Raw genomic sequence first — 16,331 nt, forward strand, 5'->3', positions numbered from 1 at the left:
CCGCCACTTCGGTGGGCCCGCCTCGGCGAGTTGCAGGCGGGGAAAGCGTTCAGCCAGCCGCAGGAACACACGCTTGGCCTCGAGCCTTGCCAGCGGGGCGCCGATGCAGATGTGCGCCCCGCCGCCGGGTTGCGGACCGCGAGAGCGGCTGCTGACTCTTATGTGCGGCGGTTGACCCCGCCGGCGTTGCTGGCGCCTGACATCCAGCGGGCCATCATCGATGGCGCGCCAGCCTGCGGGGCTGATATTGCAGCAGTTGATCAACACCGAAATCCCGTCGCCTGGGACGGCCAGCGTCGGATGTTCGGATTCACGACCGCGGCGCAAAATCCCAGTTGAGCGACGGCGCTTCCCTATTCTGACGCACTACTTCCGAGCTGTTCCTCAGCCCTATAGCCTCCTCCGGGCGGTAAGCTGCTGTTCGATCGAATGGTGTTGGCTGCCGGATCGTCGCCGGCGCCAACTGCGCGCATCATTTTCCCAGTTGAATTCCCTGTTCAAGGCAATCCGGAGCGCATCCTTCCGCCGCGGAGACGAAGGGCCCGAAAAGGCCCAGAAGCGCCTCTGAAAATCGGGCTTTGCGAAGGGCCAAACTCCCGGAAGCATGGGAAATCCCTCCGAGAATTCCGGGGGGTTTCAGGGCCTGAGGAAACGGGAGCCGGTTGGACCAGCCTGATTGGCGGTGCTGTCAGTCAGCAGTCGACTTGTCTCCAGGGCTGGCGCGCCTCAGCTCTTGATCGACGGCTCCAGCCGGTCGAAGAAGCTGACGACGGCCTCGAGGAAGGCGTCATTGCGGTCGCCCGCGACCATGTGCGAGGCGCCCGCAACATCTGTGAACTCCGCGTTGGGGAGCCGGGCGACGAAGCTTTCTGCTGCTTCGCGACTGACCAGTTCGCTCTGCCGCCCGCGGATCAGGTGAATCGGCAGGCGAAGGTCGGCGAGGCCGGCCTCGAAGGCGACCCGATCACGACTTGATCTCTGACGGTTGGCGCTGGCGACGAAATTCGGGTCCCAGTGCCAGCGGTATCGGCCGTCCTCTCCGAGGCGAAGGTTCTTTGCGAGCCCCGACAGGTCCGAGGGTCGGGGACGGTGGGGGAGGTAGGCGCTGATCGCGTCCGACGCCGCCTCAAGGCTCTCGAAGCCCTGACCGGCATTGGCGCTCATGAAGGCCATGATCTTGGCTGCGCCCTCGAGGTTCATGTCGGGCACGATGTCGACCAAGGTGATCGAACTGAAGCTCCCGGGGGCCACCTCCGCCTCCGCCAGCAGACCGGCAAGACCGCCGAGCGAAGCGCCGATCAATGCCGGCCTACCCCCCATCTGACGCGCCACGCTGGCGAGATCGGCCGCAAAGAGCTCCATCTGGTAGTCGCCGTCCGCGGACCAGCCGCTTTCGCCGTGACCGCGCAGATCGAGCGCGACGGCGCGCCATCCGCGTTCCGCCAAGGCCGCCGCGGTCTTGCCCCAGGCATGCCGTGTCTGGCCGCCGCCGTGGGCCAGCAGAATGCCGGGCCGGCCGAGGGTTCCATAGGCGTCGGCGACCAGATTCACGCTATCGCCCGCCGCAGCGAAGACGATCCTTTGCGGTTCGACTATCGACAATCCTGACTCCTTAGCGCGCCAGCGGGCCACGCCGGCGGAGAGGGTCCCCTCCGGCCGCGGCTGAATGTTCCGCATTCTGATTCGACAGGCTAGCCAGCGTAGCAGAAAAGTGTCACAGAAAAACACATATGTGTCGGAGGTGGCATGGGCGAGGTCGTCACGCTCGAGCGCAGAAGCAACATCGCGCTGATAACGCTCAATCGGCCGGAGGCTAGAAACGCCATCTCTCCGGAGATGCTGGTGCGGCTTGCGGATGCCTGGACCGTGGTGCGCGACGACCCCGAGATCCGGGTCGCGGTGGTGACCGGGGCCGGCGACAAGGCCTTCTGTTCAGGGGCGGATCTTGGGCGGTTCATACCCCTCATGAGCCGCGCCCGCGCGCCGGAGGACGAGTGGGACAGGCGCCTGCTGGCCGACAACGAAATGCTCGGGCGCGGCCTTCTGCGCACCTTCGACGTGGTCAAGCCGGTGATCGCGGCGATCAACGGCCACGCGATCGCCGGGGGCATGGAGCTTGCCCAGGGGACAGACCTGCGGATCGCCTCCGACACCGCCAAGCTGGGCGTGCAGGAAGTGAAGTGGGCCATCTTCCCCGGCGGAGGCTCGACGGTGCGGCTTCCGCGCCAGATACCCTACGCCAGGGCGATGGAGCTGCTGCTGACCGGCGACCTTATAACCGCCGCCGACGCGCTGGATCTGGGGTTCCTCAACCGCGTGGTTCCCCAGGCCGATGTGCTTCCCGTGGCGCTCGAACTGGCGGAGCGCATCGCCGCCAACGGCCCCATCGCCGTGCAGGCCATTCGCAGGTCCGCCCGGGCGTGCCTGGGACGTCCTGAAGCGGAGGCCATGCAGATCGAGTCCGAGATGGCCGCGCCCGTGTTTCGCACAGAGGACGCCCGCGAGGGGCCCCTGGCCTTCATGCAGAAGCGAAAGCCCGTCTTTCATGGACGCTGACCGGCGCGGGGCGAAAACCGCCCGCCGCCCATAGGAGGACCGTCATCATGGCATTGCACAGCCGCATCTGCGAAATATTCGGCATCCGCTACCCCATCGTCCTTGCCGGGATGGGCGGGGCCAGCGTTCCCCGCCTGGCGGCCGCCGTCTCGAACGCGGGCGGCCTGGGCGTCCTTGGCGCGGCGGCGTGCTCCCCGGAGGAGCTGCGCGCCTGGATCCGCGAGGTCCGATCGCTCACCGACAAGCCGTTCGGCGTCGACACGCTCCTGCCGGCCTCGGTGCGGCGCGAGGCGGCGGACGCTGCGGGCGCGGGTGACGGCGGCAAGCCATCGCCGATGGACCTGCTGGGCGACTACCAGGCGTTCGCGGCCGACTTCATGCGCCAGGAAGGCCTGCAGAAGGTCGCCAGGCCCCGCGAGGCGTCCAACGCGGCGGCCCGGGGCGGACCGGCCTTCTTCTCCAAGGACTTCTTCGAGGCGCAGATGGAGGTGGTGATCGAGGAACGGGTCCCAGTCTATGCCGCCGGCCTCGGCAACCCCGGCCCCTGGATGGAGCGCCTTCGGGAGAACGGCACCAAGATCATGGCGGTCATCGGCTCGGTGAAACATGCGTTGCAGGTCGCCGCGTCCGGCATCGACGTTGTGGTCGCGCAGGGGCATGACGGCGGCGGCCACAATTCGCCGATCGGCACCATGGCCCTGATCCCCCAGGTCGTCGACGCCATGGCCGGTCGCATACCGGTTCTGGGCGCGGGTGGAATCACCGATGGCCGCGGCGTGGCCGCCGCCATGATGCTTGGCGCCGAGGGCGCCTGGGTGGGCACGGCATTCCTTGCGACGGAAGAGGCGGGGATCCATCAGTTCCAGAAGGAGGTCCTCGTCGAATACGGAGACGGCGACACCGTGGTGTCCAAGTCTGTCACCGGAAAGCCCGCCCGGATCATCCGGAACAAGTGGGCCCAGGCCTGGGTGGACGCGGACAAGACCCCTCTGCCAATGCCTTTCCAGTCGATGGTCGCCGGCCCGGTGCTCGCCGCGGCGACGCAGGATCAACGAAAGGACATCGCGCCCGGGTTCGCCGGCCAGGGCATGGGACTCATCAAGGCGATCCGCCCCGCCCGCGAAGTCCTGGAGGATCTGGTCGACGGCGCCGAGGCCGCCCTGTCCCGCGCCGACATTTTTCGCTGAACAACGGGAGCAACGGTCATGATTCCGCGCAGAATGCCAGACTTCAAACCTGAGATCGTCAAGTCGTTCATGGATTCCAGCAACCGGATGACGGGACTTCCCGAGTATCTGGGCCTCCGCATATTGTCGATGGAACCGGGACGCCTCACCGCCGAGATGGCCGTTGAGCCCAAGTTGCTGACCGGCTTTGGAAATATGCATGGCGGCGTCCTGTCGGCCGCCTGCGACCACGTGCTGGGCTGCGTCTGCTACCCGCACATGGAAAAGGGCCAGTGGGCGGCCACGACGGAATTCAAGATCAACCTGCTCGCTCCGGTCAGCCGCGGAACGGTCACCGCCCATGCGGAGATCATCTCGATGACCAAGCAGACCGCGGTCGTGAGGATCGAGATGGAGAACGAGGGCAGGCTCTGCTGTTCCGCGCAGGGAACCGTGCTCATCCAAAATCCAAGGCCGACCTAAGGCGGCGGGCGTTACGCGCTCTGCTGGACCGAACTCGGACCACTTCCGAGGCTGCCCAGCCCATCCCGCATGATCTGGAGCACCTCCTGGCGGCGCCCCCGGAACAGGTCTTTGGGCGCAGCCAGCCCCAAAGCCAGCGGACGCGCCGGCGGACTGATCGCCAGGGGAATGGCCAGCATCGCCGCCTGGGCGTTCACCAGGCCGGTGTTGAATGCATGGCCGCGCGCGGCGACCTGGGCGACGTCGCGGGCGATGTCCTCAGGGCTCGGCGGCGCCTCGTCGCCGTCCCAGACGGTCAGGGCCTCGGCGATCAGCGCGGCCCGGCGAACCGGCGACTCGGTCGCCAGAAGCGCCCGGCCTAACGTCGAGCGGACGAGGCATCGCCGCGCGCCGGCCTTGACGTGGTAGCGGATCGGCGTGGTCCCTTCGATGACCCGCACGTACTGGCAATAGCCGCCGCTCGCCGCGCCCAGCACCACGGTCATCTGCGTCTTATGGGCGATGTCGCGCATCTGCTGCTGGATACGCCGCAGAGGGAGGATTTCGTCACCGACCCAGTGCCCGAGCAAGGATACTCGGATCGAGGGGAAGAACGTCTTGTCCTCCGGGGAAAACTCAAGGTAGCCCAGTTCCGCCAGGCTGCGGAGCAGCGCCGCCGTGCTGGAATGCGGATACCCGAGCGCTATGGCGACATCCTGAATGTGGGCCGGTCGCCGCACTTCGTCGAAATACTCGAATATCTCAAGCGTCCGGGCGGCGGACTTTACGACGGATGGGTCGGCCTTCTGCATGACGTCGGCTCAGCTCTGGAACATGGCCCGAGCCTGAGATAGCACGACTCGACCATCCCCCGTCTCACCCTGGACGATCGCCTCGCCGTCGCCGGTGCGCCACATCTTGGTGACGATGGTGTCGCCATACTGCACCCGGTCGGCGAACCGGCCGGAGAAGGAGCGGAAGGCGCTCGGATCGCTCGCGCAAAGCGCCTGCAGGATCGCGCGACCTACGATTCCGTAGGTGCAAAGGCCGTGCATGAAGGGCGCATCGAACCCGCCCATCTTGGCGAAGGCCGGATCGATGTGGATCGGATTGCGGTCCCCGGACAGGCGATAGATTGCGCCCTGCTCGGGTCGGGTCTCGAAGCTGGCGACCAGGTCGGGCGCGCGGTCGGGCGCGGCGGACTCCTGTCCCGAGGGACCGCGCTCCCCGCCGAAGCCCCCGGCGCCGCGAACGAACAGCGTGGCGTGGGTGCGGAACAGGTCGCCCTCCGCATCCGAGGCTACGCCCTCGACGCCCAGCACGGCCGCCTTACCCTTGTCCCACACCTCGGTGATGCGGCCAGTCACCTGCACGCTGGCCTCCGGGGGAAGTGGGCGGAACAGTTCGATGGACTGCTCCCCGTGCAGCAGCATTTCCAGTCGCATCTCGACCGAACGCATGAGTCCGCTCAGCGCCGCTCCGCCCGGGATCACGGCATAGGTAGGTAGGACTTTGGGGCCGCAGCCCTCATAGATGAAGTCCAGGTCTTCCGCCGGCCTCGCCCCGACGCCGAGGGCGTAGAGCATGGTGTCCTTGGAGGTCCAGGTCTGGGTGGTGGGCGGGAGCTCCAGTCCGACGAGATCGGGGGAGATGGGCCTGCGTGTCATGAGTTTTCCGAAATTGGAGTTGATATTCCGGGTCTAGGGACCGACCCCGTCGGGCGGCCAGGCCTCGACGCCGTCTTCCAGCGGAATGCGCAGGCTCTTCAAGAGTTGGGAGAACATGGTCCAGTTGCCAATCGCGATCACAAGCTCGATACGCTCGGCCTCGGTGGACAGGTGGCGGCAACACGCCTCCCAGGTCCTGTCTGAGATCATACCCTCGTCGAGCGTGTCGTCCGTCGCCTGCAGCACCGCCCTGTCGGCATCGGAGAAATTGTTCGCGCCGCGCCAGTCCCGCGTGGCGGCCAGGTCGGCCGCGGGGATGTCGAGCCCGCGGGCGACGCGCCAGTGCTGGGTCCACTCATAGACCGAGCCTGTCCGCCAGCCGATCCGCATGATGATCAGTTCTCGCAGGCGCGCGTCGAGCTTATTGCCGCGGAACAGCAGGGTGGTGAGCGTCGAGGCGAGTTCCCCGGCGACGGCCGGATGCCGCAACAGCACGCGAAAGACGCTCAGCGGCGCCATCTGCTCGGAAATGCCCGCGAGCTTCGCCGCGCTCGCGGCGTCATCCGCGCTGAGGAGAGCAACCCTCGGGGCCTCGGAAGTCATGCTTTGAATCCAGTTGATGGCGGCCAGAGGGCCCGACGCCCGGAAAAGCGCTTGCCCAGACGACCATATAACAGATATGCGGCTTTCGCGACATGTATGTGTTATAGCGTTCCGCGTGTCCACGGAGGCCTCGCCCGTGATCCCAGCCAAGACCTTCGCCATGGTTCAAACGGCGCCGCGCACCCTGGTGATGCAGGATCTTCCGATCCCCGACATCGAGGCCGACAGCGCCATTCTCAGGATCGAGGCCTGCGGCATCTGCGGCAGCGACTATGAGCAGTTCGAAGGCGTCCTGAAGACGCCCATGCCGGTGATCCCGGGGCATGAGCCGGTGGGGATCATCGAGGCGATCGGCGACAAGGCGGCCCGCCGCTGGGGGGTCGATGTCGGGGATCGTGTCGCCGTCGAGACGATGCTGTCCTGCCACGGGTGCGACACCTGCCTGGGCGGCCGCTACCATCTGTGCGCGGATCGGCAAATCTATTCCTATATCCCGCTATCCAATATGTCCGGCCTCTGGGGCGCCTACGCCCAGTATATGTACCTCGCGCCGAACTCGATCGTCCACAAGATGGACAAGACCTTGCCGCCGGAGATCGCGGTGATGTTCAATCCGCTGGGGGCGGGTTTCCGGTGGGCGGTCGAGATTCCCCAGACCCAGGTCGGCGACACTGTCGTCATACTGGGGCCGGGCCAGCGTGGCCTGGCCAGCGTTATCGCCGCGCGGCAGGCGGGTGCGGGGAAAATCATCGTGACGGGCATGGCCGCAGACGCCCGGAAGCTCGATCTCGCCCGGGCCTTCGGGGCGCACCATACGATCGATGTCCAGAACGAGAACGCCATTGAGCGCATCCATGAACTGACCGGGGGGCGAGGCGCCGACGTGGTGGTGGAGGTGACGTCCTACGCCACTGACCCGGTGCGCGAAGCCCTGAGCTATGTGAAGGCCGGCGGGACGATCGTGCTGGCGGGCGTCAAGGGCTTCAAGCCCATACCCGACTTCGTCTCCGATCTGATCGTCTTCAAGGAAATCACGATCAAGGGCGCTATCGGGGTGACCTCGTCGGGATACGGCAAGGCCATCGACCTGATCGAAGCCCGGTCGCTCCCCCTGGAACTGATGCACACCCATAATTTTGAGCTGAAGGACGCCGAACTGGCGATCCGGACGCTTGCCCGTCAGGTGCCGGGCGACGAGTCCATTCACTCGTGCCTGATCCCGCCCACCTAGAGCGACAGTCTCCAGGTCGTAACGCTTCGCCGATGTTCGGAAGACAGGAAAGAGCCGTGAGTTTCAGCGACAAGGCCGCCATCGTTGGCATCGGCGAGACCGAATACGTCAAAGGCTCGGAACGCACCGCCGTGGACCTGATGCTGGAGGCGGCCCGCAAGGCCATCGCCGACGCGGGGCTCAAGCCCTCGCAGATCGACGGCATGGTCCCACCGCCGATCTACACCACCTCCGAGGAGCTGGCCGCCAATCTGGGCGTCGATGTGCTGCGCTACGCCTCGACCGTCCATATGGGCGGGGCGAGCCCGACGACGGCGCTGCAGAACGCCGCCATGGCCGTCGCCGCCGGCATCGCCGACAATGTGCTCGTGGTGCTGGGGTGGAACGGCTACTCGGCGCTGCGTCCGAAGCCGGGCCGGCCGCCGCAGCGCACCATGAACATGAACACCCTGACCCGCACCATCCAGGGTTTCTACATGCCCTACGGCGTGATGATGCCGGCGCAAATGTATTCCTGGATCGCCATGCGCCACAAGCACCTCTACGGGGTGCCCGACGAGGCGATGGGCGAGGTGGCCCTGGCCTGCCGTGCGCACGCCCAGCTCAACCCAAGGGCCGTGACCTATGGCCAACCTCTGGACATAGACGCCTACCTGGGCGCGCGGTGGATTTCCGAGCCCTTCCGTCTGTACGACTGCTGCCTCGAGACGGATGGCGCCTGCGCGGTTGTGGTCACCGGCGCCGAGCGGGCGCGCGACATGCCGCACCGGCCCGTGCTGATCGCCGGCGCCGCGGAGGGCCACCCCTATCCGGCAGATGACATTCCCTCCCGGCCCGACATGCTCAAGATCGGCCTGTCCTACGCCGCGCCCCGAGCCTTCGAGATGGCCGGCGTCACCGCCCGCGACATGGACTTCCTGCAGGTCTACGACTGCTTCACCTATGTCGTGCTGCTGCAGCTGGAGGCGCTGGGGTTCAGCGCGCCCGGCGGCATCTACGACTTTGTGAAAGACGGAGAGATCCAGCTCGGCGGTCGCTATCCGCTGAACACCCACGGAGGTCTCCTTAGCGAAGCTCACGTCTGGGGACTCAATCATGTGCTGGAAGCCGTGCGCCAACTTCGCGGCGACGCCGGTGCTCGACAGGTGCCGGGGGCCAGTATCGGCTTGGTCACCGGATGGGGCGATCTGGGTGACGGCAGTCTGGCGATCTTGAGGAACTGACACCCATGCGACCCCCCACTATTTCCGCACCGCTTCCCAGGACCCAGGATCCCATGGACGAGGCCTTCTGGCAGCAATGCCAGGATGGGCGGCTGCGATTCCAGCGTTGTTCGGACTGCGGCGCGTGGCGGTTCCTGCCGCGCTACATGTGCGCACAATGTGGATCGCCCGAGTTCGCCTGGACCCCGGTCCGGGGGACCGGCAGCCTCTATTCCTGGACCGTCACCCATCAGGCGCTTCACCCTGCCTTCGCCGCGGAAATCCCCTATGTCTCTGCGCTGGTGGAGCTCGATGAAGGCGTGCGGATGGCGAGCCGGTTGCTGAACTGCGACCACAACACGCTGAAACTGGGCATCCCTGTCGAACTGGTCTTCCGAGAGCTTGAGGACGGCTTCCGCCTACCTTGCTTCCAGCCATCCGAACAGGTCGCGCCATGAGCTGCGCCGCGCTCAAGCGCCACGATCCTCTTGAACGGGCAGGCTGATGGATCTCACCTACAGCGCCGAACACCAGGCTTTTCGGCGCGAAGCGCTCGCCTTTCTTGAAGCGCACCGTCATGCCGCCCCCAGGGGCGGCGGGGCTGCGCAGCGGCCCTCAGCAGAAGCTGTAGCCTGGCAGAAACTGTTGATCGCCCATGGTTACGCCGCGCGGACCATCCCGAAAGAATATGGAGGGTATGGGGCTGCGCCGGACATCCTGAAGTCCCGCATCATCGGCGAGGAATTCGCCCGGGCCGGCGTACCGCCGGGCCTGCAGAACCAGGGCATCTCGATGCTGGTTCCGACGCTGTTGGAACTGGGGACCGAAGATCAGAAGCGGCAATGGATCGGGCCGACGATCCGCGGCGAGGTTGTCTGGTGCCAGGGATACTCCGAGCCGGGCTCGGGGTCCGACCTGGCCAGCCTTCAGACGCGCGCGAGGGAGGATGGCGACGACTTCGTCATTAATGGCCAGAAGATCTGGACCAGCACGGCCCGCGAGGCCGACATGATCTTCTGCCTCGTGCGCACCGAGCCGGACAAGGGAAAGCACGACGGGATCAGCTATCTGATCTTTTCGATGAAAACGCCGGGGATCGAGGTCCGCCCCCTGGTCACCATGACCGGGCACGCCGAGTTCAACGAGACCTTCTTCACCGACGTGCGCGTCCCGAAGACCCAGATCGTGGGAAAGCGTGGGCAGGGCTGGTTCGTCGCCAATGCCACCCTCAAGCACGAACGCGGAATGCTGGGGGACCCGGGCCAGCTTGAAAGCCGCTTCCTTGCCTTGGCGGAGCTGATGCGGACTGAGACGGCCGGCGATGGCCGGATCATGGACAACCCGATCCTGCGAGATCGTCTGCTGCGGCTGCAGGCGGAACTCGCGGCGATGAAATTCAACGGACTTCGCGTGCTGAGCGCCTCGGCCAACGGTGGCGACGCAGGGCTCGCGCGGCTGATCGTCAAGCTACAGTCCTGCGAGCTGGCCCACCAGATATCGGCGCTGGCCATCGACGCCCTTGGCGAGCTGGGCGCGCTCTACGACGGCAGCCCCCACCTGCGCTCCCACGGCAGCTGGCAGCAGGCCTACATGTTCCAGCTTGGCCTGATCATCGGCGGGGGCACCGCGCAGATCCAGAAGAACATCATCGCCGAGCGGGGGCTCGGCATGCCGCGTGAGCCGAAGCTCGCGACGGAAGAGGGGCGCCTCTGATGGATTTCGGTCTCTCGAGCGAACAGCGCATGCTGCAGGATGCGGTGACCCGCTACCTCAGCGAACAGTCCCCTCTGGGGCATGTGCGCGACATCGCCGCCGCGGCGACGCCATACAGCCCCGATGTCGCGGCGGGCTTGGCCGATCTCGGCGTGCCGGGGGTCATCATCCCCGCGGCATTCGGTGGAATGGGCCTTGGCCTGCTGGAAGCCGCGCTTGTGGCCGAAGCGCTCGGCTTCAGCGTCGCGCCGGTGCATTTCGCGGGCGCGCATGTCATGGCGCCGCTGGCGATCCTGCTCGGCGGGTCTGACAGCCAACAGCAGGCGTGGCTGCCGAAGCTGGCGATCGGGGCGGCGAGGGCGGCCGTCGCGGTCAGCCAAGCCGTGGAGGGCCGGGACGGGGCCGGGGTGATCGCCAGGGACGGGTGGCTGGACGGGACAGCGTTGTTCGTGCTCGATGCTGCGGACGCCGACCTGTTCGTGGTGGCGGACACCAGCGGCGCATTGCACCTGGTCGCAGCCGACGCGCCCGGTCTGACGCAAATCCCGCTGACGACCATCGACAAGACGCGTTCGGTCGGAGAGCTCCGGCTAACGGGGGTCAAGGCCGATCCGTTGCCCCGCGGCGGAAGCGAGACGACCCGCCGGATCATCGACGCGGGGCGCATCATGCTGGCAGCCGACATCTTGGGCGCCGGCACGGCGATGATCGAACAGGCCGTGGTCTACGCTGGTGTGCGCGTGCAGTTTGGCCGGCCGATCGGGTCCTTCCAGGCGGTCAAGCATATGTGCGCCGAGATGGCGGCGGCGCTCGAGCCCTGCCGCTCACTGGTCTGGTACGCGGCGCACGCCTTCGAGCATGCGCCGGAGGAGTCGACACTGATGGCATGCCACGCAAAGTCACACCTTTCCGAGGTCGGCCGGTTTGTCGCTCGGACCTCCACCGAAGTGCACGGCGGCATGGGTTTCACCGACCTCGCCGGGCTGCACTATTGGTTCAAGCGCATCGGCCTGGATCGCCAGCTGCTCGGAGGGCCGGAACTCGTCCGCAACGAGGCCGCCCGCGTTCAGGGCTGGATCGCCGCTTAGGAAGCATGCCCATGACCTGGAATTTCGGCGATATCCTGGATGCGCTGCCGAAGGCCCTCCCGGCGGACGCGCCGGCCTTCATCCATGGGGATCGAACGATCACCTGGGGGGAGACGTCGCGTCGGTCGAACAATCTTGCGCGCGCGATCCTGGCCCGGGGCGCGAAGCCGGGCGACAAGGTTGCGTTCTATATGCGCAACCGCCCAGAATACGGCGAGGCCTTGGCCGCCTGCTTCAAGGGTCGCCTGACGCACGTCAACGTCAACTACCGCTACAAGCCCGACGAGGTGTTCTACATCTTCGATGACTCGGATGCGCAGACCGTCATCTATGGCTCCGAGTTTCGCGACACAGTTCTCCAGCTGAAGGATCGGCTGCCCAAGGTGGCCACTTTCATTGAGATCGGCGACGACGATCCGCTGGCGCCTTTCTCGGAGCGATATGAAGACCTGGCCGCGACCGGCGAGGGCGCGCCCTTAGGGATCGAGCGGTCTCCAGACGACCTTCTGTTCATCTATACGGGCGGTACGACGGGCATGCCCAAGGGGGTGATGTGGCGTCACGAAGACCTGCGTGAGGCCCAGCTCGACGCGGTGCGGCGGCTCGGGCCAGCCCCGGAAACCCTCGAGGCGCATCTCGACTTCGTTCGCGCCGCCGGTCCCGGAAGCCGAACCCTTCCAGCCTGCCCGATGATGCACGGAACCGGTCTCATCACCACGATCGGATGCATGATGAACGGCGGCTGCGTGGTCACCCTTCAGAACGCCTCGTTCGAGGCCGACGAACTCTGGTCGGTTGTCGCGCGCCACCGGGTGCAGTCCATCGCCCTGGTGGGCGACGCATTTGCAAAGCCGATGCTAAAGGCGCTGGACGAGCAACCCGGACGCTACGACACCTCAAGCTTGATCTCAGTGGTCTCCTCCGGCGTGATGTGGAGCCGCGAAGTCAAGTCCGGACTGTTGCGACACATTCCGCAGGTAGTGCTGATGGACTCCTTCGGGGCCTCGGAGGCGCTCGGCTTCGGCTCTTCGGCCATGACCAAGGACGGTGAGGTCAGGACCGCGACGTTCCAGATCGGCCCCCGGTGCAAGGTGTTCGACGAGGAGGAAAACCTTGTCGAGCCCGGCAGCGGAAAGGCTGGGATCATCGCCATCGGCGGCCCGATTCCTCTAGGCTACTACAAGGATCCTGAAAAGACCGCCAAGACCTTCCGCACCATCGCCGGCCAGCGCTACTCGATCCCGGGAGACTGGTGCACGGTGGAGGCCGACGGGGCCATGACGCTGCTGGGGCGGGGCAGCGCCTGTATCAACACCGCCGGTGAGAAGGTCTATCCCGAGGAGGTCGAGGAGGCGCTCAAGACCCACCCGGACATCGAGGACGCGCTCGTGGTTGGCGTGCCCGACGACAAGTGGGGCCAGGCCGTCACAGGCGTGGTGGTGCTGGCCAGCGGTGTCACGTTCGACGAGGATGATGTACGTCGGCACGTGCGCGCCAGCCTGGCTGGCTACAAGACCCCCAAGCGCGTCCTGGTGGCGCAGGTGCCCCTCAGGGCTTCGAATGGCAAGGCGGACTACAGGACGGTCACCGCGTTCGCGCGACGAGATCTGGGACTGGCCTGAAATTATGAAAACACAATCCGCTGTTCGGCCCGAAACTCACACCGTCGAGGAGGTCGATGTCGTTGTGGTCGGGGCTGGCTTCACCGGCCTCTACCAACTCCACCGCCTTCGCCGTCTGGGGTTCTCGGTGCGGCTGTTTGAGGCCGGCGCCGACCTGGGTGGCATATGGTACTGGAACTGCTACCCCGGTGCTCGTGTGGACACCCACGTCCCGATGTACGAGTTTTCCAGCGAGGATCTCTGGCGCGACTGGACCTGGACCGAGCGCTTCCCAGCCTGGGACGAGCTGCGTCGCTATTTCCATCACGTCGATGAGAAGCTCGAGCTGAGCCGCGACATCCGATTCAACGCCCGCGTCGAAGGCGCCGAGTTCGACGAGGACAGCCGCCGGTGGGTGGTTCGGACGCAGGACGGCGGCCTTGTCAGCCCGCGGTTCCTGGTGCTCTGCACGGGGTTCGCCGCCAAGCCGTACATCCCGGACCTCGAGGGCCTGGACCGGTTCGAAGGCGTCAAACATCACACCGCGTGGTGGCCGCAGGACGGCCTCGAATTGAAGGACAAGCGCGTCGGCGTGATCGGCACCGGCGCCAGCGGCGTCCAGGTCGTGCAGGAGGCCGCACGCGTGGCCGCTCAGCTGACCGTCTTTCAGCGTACGCCGATCCTTGCCCTTGCTATGCAACAGTGCAGCCTGGACGAGGCAACCCAGCGCGACATGAAGAGAGATTATCCCGCGCGGTTCGCGCGCCGGCGCGAGAGCTTCGGCGGCTTCGATTTCCACGCCAGCGGGAAGGCGGCGCTGGAAGTCTCCCCGGAGGAGCGGCGGGCCGTCTACGAGGCGAGCTGGGCGGCCGGCGGGTTCAGCTTCTGGGCCTCGACCTTCCACGACGTGATGATGAACCTGGAGGCCAATCGCACAGCCTACGATTTCTGGCGCGAGAAGGTCCAGGCGCGAATCCGCGACCCGAAGCTGGCGGAACAGCTAGCCCCCAAGGAGCCGCCGCACCCGTTCGGCGTCAAGCGTCCCTCGCTCGAGCAGACATATTACGACGTGTTCAACCAGGACAACGTACGCCTGGTGAATCTGAAGGCCACCCCGATCCTTGAGATCACCGCGAGTGGCGTGAGGACCGCGGAAGGGGAGTGTGAACTCGACATCCTTGTCCTGGCCACGGGCTTCGATGCGGTCACCGGGGGCCTGACGCAAATCGACATACGTGGCGTGGACGGGCTCACGCTCAAGGAGAAGTGGGCCAAGGGCGCGCGAACTCACCTGGGCATGGCGAGCGCTGGCTTTCCCAACCTGCTGTTCCTCTACGGGCCGCAGAGCCCCTCGGGGTTCTGCAACGGCCCGACCTGCGCCGAACTGCAGGGCGATTGGGTGGTCGAATTCCTGAGACGCATGCGCGACGCGGGCGTTAGCCGGTTCGAGGCGACCGCCGCCGCCGAACAGACCTGGAAGGACCATGTTGAGGCAGTTGGCGCCATGACGCTCTTTCCCCTGGCCGACTCTTGGTACATGGGGGCCAATATTCCGGGTAAGCCGCGAGAATTACTGAATTATCCGGGCGGACTGCCGCTGTATCTGCAGATGTGCCAGGCCTCTGCCGACGCAGGCTACGCCGGCTTCGTGCTGGAAAAGCAGAACCCCCGCCAACCTGTTGGTCGGGCGGAACCGGATGGGAGAAGACTATGAGCGACGGATCGATCGATCTTCGGGCCGAAGCCCGGGCGAAGGCTTACGCAATGCCCCTGGAGGACATCAACCTCGCCGACACCGAACTGTGGCGGACCGACACGGCGTGGCCCTACCTGGAGCGCCTGCGCCACGAAGATCCGGTGCACCTGCACCCGGCGCATCACCATCCCGACGGCGCCTTCTGGTCCATCACCCGCTACGTTGACATCATGGCGGTCGACACCAACCACGAGGTCTTCTCGTCCGAGCCATCGATCACGATTTTCGATCCGAAGGAGGACTTCAAGCTACCGATGTTCATTGCGATGGACCCGCCGAAGCACGACGTCCAGCGCAAGACTGTGAGCCCGATCGTCTCCCCGGCCAACCTCAACCTGATGGAGCCGTTGATACGCAGCCGTATCGTCAAGACCCTGGACGAGTTGCCGATTGGCGAGCCCTTTGACTGGGTCGATCGGGTGTCGGTTGAACTGACCACCCAGATGCTCGCCACCCTGTTCGACTTCCCGTGGGATGACCGGCGCAAGCTCACCCGCTGGTCCGACGTGGCGACCGGCGGCCTGGATTCGGGGCTCTTCACCACCGACGATCCGGAGTCGGAGCGCAGGGCGGAGCTGTTCGAGTGTGTCGACTACTTCACGCGCTTGTGGAACGAGCGGGTCAACGCGCCCCCGAAAGGCGACCTGATCTCCATGCTGGCCCACGGCGAGGCCACCCGCAACATGGACCGGATGGAGTACCTCGGGAACCTGCTGCTGCTGATCGTCGGGGGCAACGACACCACCCGCAACACCATGACAGGATCGATCCTGGCTATGCACCAGAACCCCGATCAGCTTTGCAAGCTTCAGGCGAACCCGAGCCTGATCCCCTCGATGGTGTCGGAAACCATTCGGTGGCAGACGCCGCTTTCGAACATGCGGCGCACCGCCACCCGGGACTTCGAGTTGGGCGGCAAGCTCATCAAGAAGGGCGACAAGGTATTGATCTGGTACGCCTCCGGCAACCGCGATGAGACGGCGATCGAAAATCCCGAGGCCTATGTCATCGACCGGGAGCGTCCTCGCAATCACCTGTCCTTCGGGTTCGGAATCCATCGCTGCGTCGGGAACCGTCTCGCCGAGCTCCAGCTGCGGATCCTCTGGGAGGAGATTCTGCCGCGGTTCCCGGAGATCCGCGTCCTGGAGGAGCCCCGTCGGGTGCCATCGGTCTTGATCCGGGGCTATGCCTCGATGCCGGTCGTCATACCCAGCCGGAATGCCGTGCTAGCGCACTGAGCACGGATCGGCCCCGACAGTTCATCTTTAACGTCAGAACAAAGGCTG

The 16,331-nt window shown here is 65.9% G+C and carries 15 protein-coding genes and 1 pseudogene; 11 read left to right on the plus strand and 5 right to left on the minus strand.

All coding sequences use genetic code 11. From position 1 onward, the window contains the following. Nucleotides 1–267, minus strand: a pseudogene (locus EPN98_RS24270) (hypothetical protein); the annotation flags it as partial. 459 nt (nt 268–726) lie between these two features. Continuing rightward, nucleotides 727–1,602: an alpha/beta hydrolase gene (locus EPN98_RS24275; protein ID WP_293365581.1), complete on the minus strand. Its 876-nt coding sequence runs from the start codon at nt 1,600–1,602 to the stop codon at nt 727–729. Between the two features lie 144 nt (nt 1,603–1,746). On the opposite strand from EPN98_RS24275, the gene EPN98_RS24280 reads away from it, so the two are divergent. From EPN98_RS24280 to EPN98_RS24290, 3 genes are read left to right on the plus strand one after another with little or no spacing between them, the layout of a single operon-like run. Further along, a complete protein-coding gene (locus tag EPN98_RS24280; protein WP_293365582.1) occupies nt 1,747–2,556 on the plus strand; it encodes an enoyl-CoA hydratase-related protein in 810 nt (269 codons plus the stop codon). Between the two features lie 47 nt (nt 2,557–2,603). Continuing rightward, the gene (locus tag EPN98_RS24285; RefSeq protein ID WP_293365583.1) at nt 2,604–3,743 is read left to right on the plus strand and encodes a nitronate monooxygenase; all 1,140 of its coding nucleotides are present in this window, start codon (nt 2,604–2,606) and stop codon (nt 3,741–3,743) included. Nucleotides 3,744–3,761: 18 nt separating this feature from the next. Continuing rightward, nucleotides 3,762–4,205, plus strand: a complete 444-nt coding sequence (locus EPN98_RS24290; RefSeq protein ID WP_293365584.1) for a PaaI family thioesterase — start codon at nt 3,762–3,764, stop codon at nt 4,203–4,205. 11 nt (nt 4,206–4,216) lie between these two features. Here EPN98_RS24290 and EPN98_RS24295 read toward each other — a convergent pair whose 3' ends face one another. Genes EPN98_RS24295 through EPN98_RS24305 form a run of 3 tightly spaced genes read right to left on the minus strand, consistent with a single transcriptional unit; the run spans nt 4,217 to nt 6,454 of the window. Then, a complete protein-coding gene (locus EPN98_RS24295) occupies nt 4,217–4,996 on the minus strand; it encodes a helix-turn-helix domain-containing protein (protein ID WP_293365585.1) in 780 nt (259 codons plus the stop codon). A 9-nt stretch (nt 4,997–5,005) separates the two neighbouring features. After that, complete coding sequence (locus EPN98_RS24300; RefSeq protein WP_293365586.1) at nt 5,006–5,851, minus strand: MaoC/PaaZ C-terminal domain-containing protein; 846 nt, start codon at nt 5,849–5,851, stop codon at nt 5,006–5,008. 33 nt (nt 5,852–5,884) lie between these two features. Continuing rightward, nucleotides 5,885–6,454 carry a carboxymuconolactone decarboxylase family protein gene (locus tag EPN98_RS24305; RefSeq protein ID WP_293365587.1) on the minus strand — a complete coding sequence of 190 codons (570 nt, stop codon included), beginning with the start codon at nt 6,452–6,454 and terminating at the stop codon, nt 5,885–5,887. A 136-nt stretch (nt 6,455–6,590) separates the two neighbouring features. On the opposite strand from EPN98_RS24305, the gene EPN98_RS24310 reads away from it, so the two are divergent. From EPN98_RS24310 to EPN98_RS24345, 8 genes are read left to right on the plus strand one after another with little or no spacing between them, the layout of a single operon-like run. Beyond that, entirely contained in the window at nt 6,591–7,685 is a 1,095-nt protein-coding gene (locus EPN98_RS24310; RefSeq protein ID WP_293365588.1) for a zinc-binding dehydrogenase, read from the plus strand. A gap of 56 nt (nt 7,686–7,741) precedes the next feature. After that, nucleotides 7,742–8,908: a transporter gene (locus EPN98_RS24315; RefSeq protein WP_293365590.1), complete on the plus strand. Its 1,167-nt coding sequence runs from the start codon at nt 7,742–7,744 to the stop codon at nt 8,906–8,908. Nucleotides 8,909–8,961: 53 nt separating this feature from the next. Beyond that, on the plus strand, nt 8,962–9,345 hold the full coding sequence (locus EPN98_RS24320; RefSeq protein WP_293365591.1) for a Zn-ribbon domain-containing OB-fold protein: 384 nt from the start codon (nt 8,962–8,964) through the stop codon (nt 9,343–9,345). Between the two features lie 46 nt (nt 9,346–9,391). Next, nucleotides 9,392–10,600: an acyl-CoA dehydrogenase family protein gene (locus tag EPN98_RS24325; RefSeq protein ID WP_293365593.1), complete on the plus strand. Its 1,209-nt coding sequence runs from the start codon at nt 9,392–9,394 to the stop codon at nt 10,598–10,600. Further along, the gene (locus tag EPN98_RS24330) at nt 10,600–11,688 is read left to right on the plus strand and encodes an acyl-CoA dehydrogenase family protein (protein ID WP_293365594.1); all 1,089 of its coding nucleotides are present in this window, start codon (nt 10,600–10,602) and stop codon (nt 11,686–11,688) included. Before EPN98_RS24325 ends, EPN98_RS24330 begins: the two co-directional genes overlap by 1 nt. Nucleotides 11,689–11,699: 11 nt before the next feature. Next, a complete protein-coding gene (locus EPN98_RS24335; protein WP_293365595.1) occupies nt 11,700–13,310 on the plus strand; it encodes an acyl-CoA synthetase in 1,611 nt (536 codons plus the stop codon). 4 nt (nt 13,311–13,314) lie between these two features. Next, nucleotides 13,315–15,003: an NAD(P)/FAD-dependent oxidoreductase gene (locus EPN98_RS24340; protein WP_293365597.1), complete on the plus strand. Its 1,689-nt coding sequence runs from the start codon at nt 13,315–13,317 to the stop codon at nt 15,001–15,003. Further along, nucleotides 15,000–16,283, plus strand: coding sequence for a cytochrome P450 (locus tag EPN98_RS24345; RefSeq protein ID WP_293365598.1), 1,284 nt, complete (start codon nt 15,000–15,002; stop codon nt 16,281–16,283). The genes EPN98_RS24340 and EPN98_RS24345 overlap by 4 nt, the downstream gene beginning before the upstream one ends. Nucleotides 16,284–16,331: the final 48 nt, after the last annotated feature.

Origin of the sequence: Phenylobacterium sp. (assembly GCF_004299445.1) — a bacterium.
GTDB lineage: Bacteria > Pseudomonadota > Alphaproteobacteria > Caulobacterales > Caulobacteraceae > Phenylobacterium.

Bases quoted from the DNA above. Each gene is read 5' to 3' on its own strand.
- EPN98_RS24345 (WP_293365598.1), top strand. From the start codon at position 15,000: ATGAGCGACGGATCGATCGATCTTCGGGCCGAAGCCCGGGCGAAGGCT.
- EPN98_RS24280 (WP_293365582.1), top strand. From the start codon at position 1,747: ATGGGCGAGGTCGTCACGCTCGAGCGCAGAAGCAACATCGCGCTGATA.
- EPN98_RS24285 (WP_293365583.1), top strand. From the start codon at position 2,604: ATGGCATTGCACAGCCGCATCTGCGAAATATTCGGCATCCGCTACCCC.
- EPN98_RS24295 (WP_293365585.1), bottom strand. From the start codon at position 4,996: ATGCAGAAGGCCGACCCATCCGTCGTAAAGTCCGCCGCCCGGACGCTT.
- EPN98_RS24325 (WP_293365593.1), top strand. From the start codon at position 9,392: ATGGATCTCACCTACAGCGCCGAACACCAGGCTTTTCGGCGCGAAGCG.
- EPN98_RS24335 (WP_293365595.1), top strand. From the start codon at position 11,700: ATGACCTGGAATTTCGGCGATATCCTGGATGCGCTGCCGAAGGCCCTC.
- EPN98_RS24320 (WP_293365591.1), top strand. From the start codon at position 8,962: ATGGACGAGGCCTTCTGGCAGCAATGCCAGGATGGGCGGCTGCGATTC.
- EPN98_RS24340 (WP_293365597.1), top strand. From the start codon at position 13,315: ATGAAAACACAATCCGCTGTTCGGCCCGAAACTCACACCGTCGAGGAG.
- EPN98_RS24300 (WP_293365586.1), bottom strand. From the start codon at position 5,851: ATGACACGCAGGCCCATCTCCCCCGATCTCGTCGGACTGGAGCTCCCG.
- EPN98_RS24290 (WP_293365584.1), top strand. From the start codon at position 3,762: ATGATTCCGCGCAGAATGCCAGACTTCAAACCTGAGATCGTCAAGTCG.
- EPN98_RS24330 (WP_293365594.1), top strand. From the start codon at position 10,600: ATGGATTTCGGTCTCTCGAGCGAACAGCGCATGCTGCAGGATGCGGTG.
- EPN98_RS24305 (WP_293365587.1), bottom strand. From the start codon at position 6,454: ATGACTTCCGAGGCCCCGAGGGTTGCTCTCCTCAGCGCGGATGACGCC.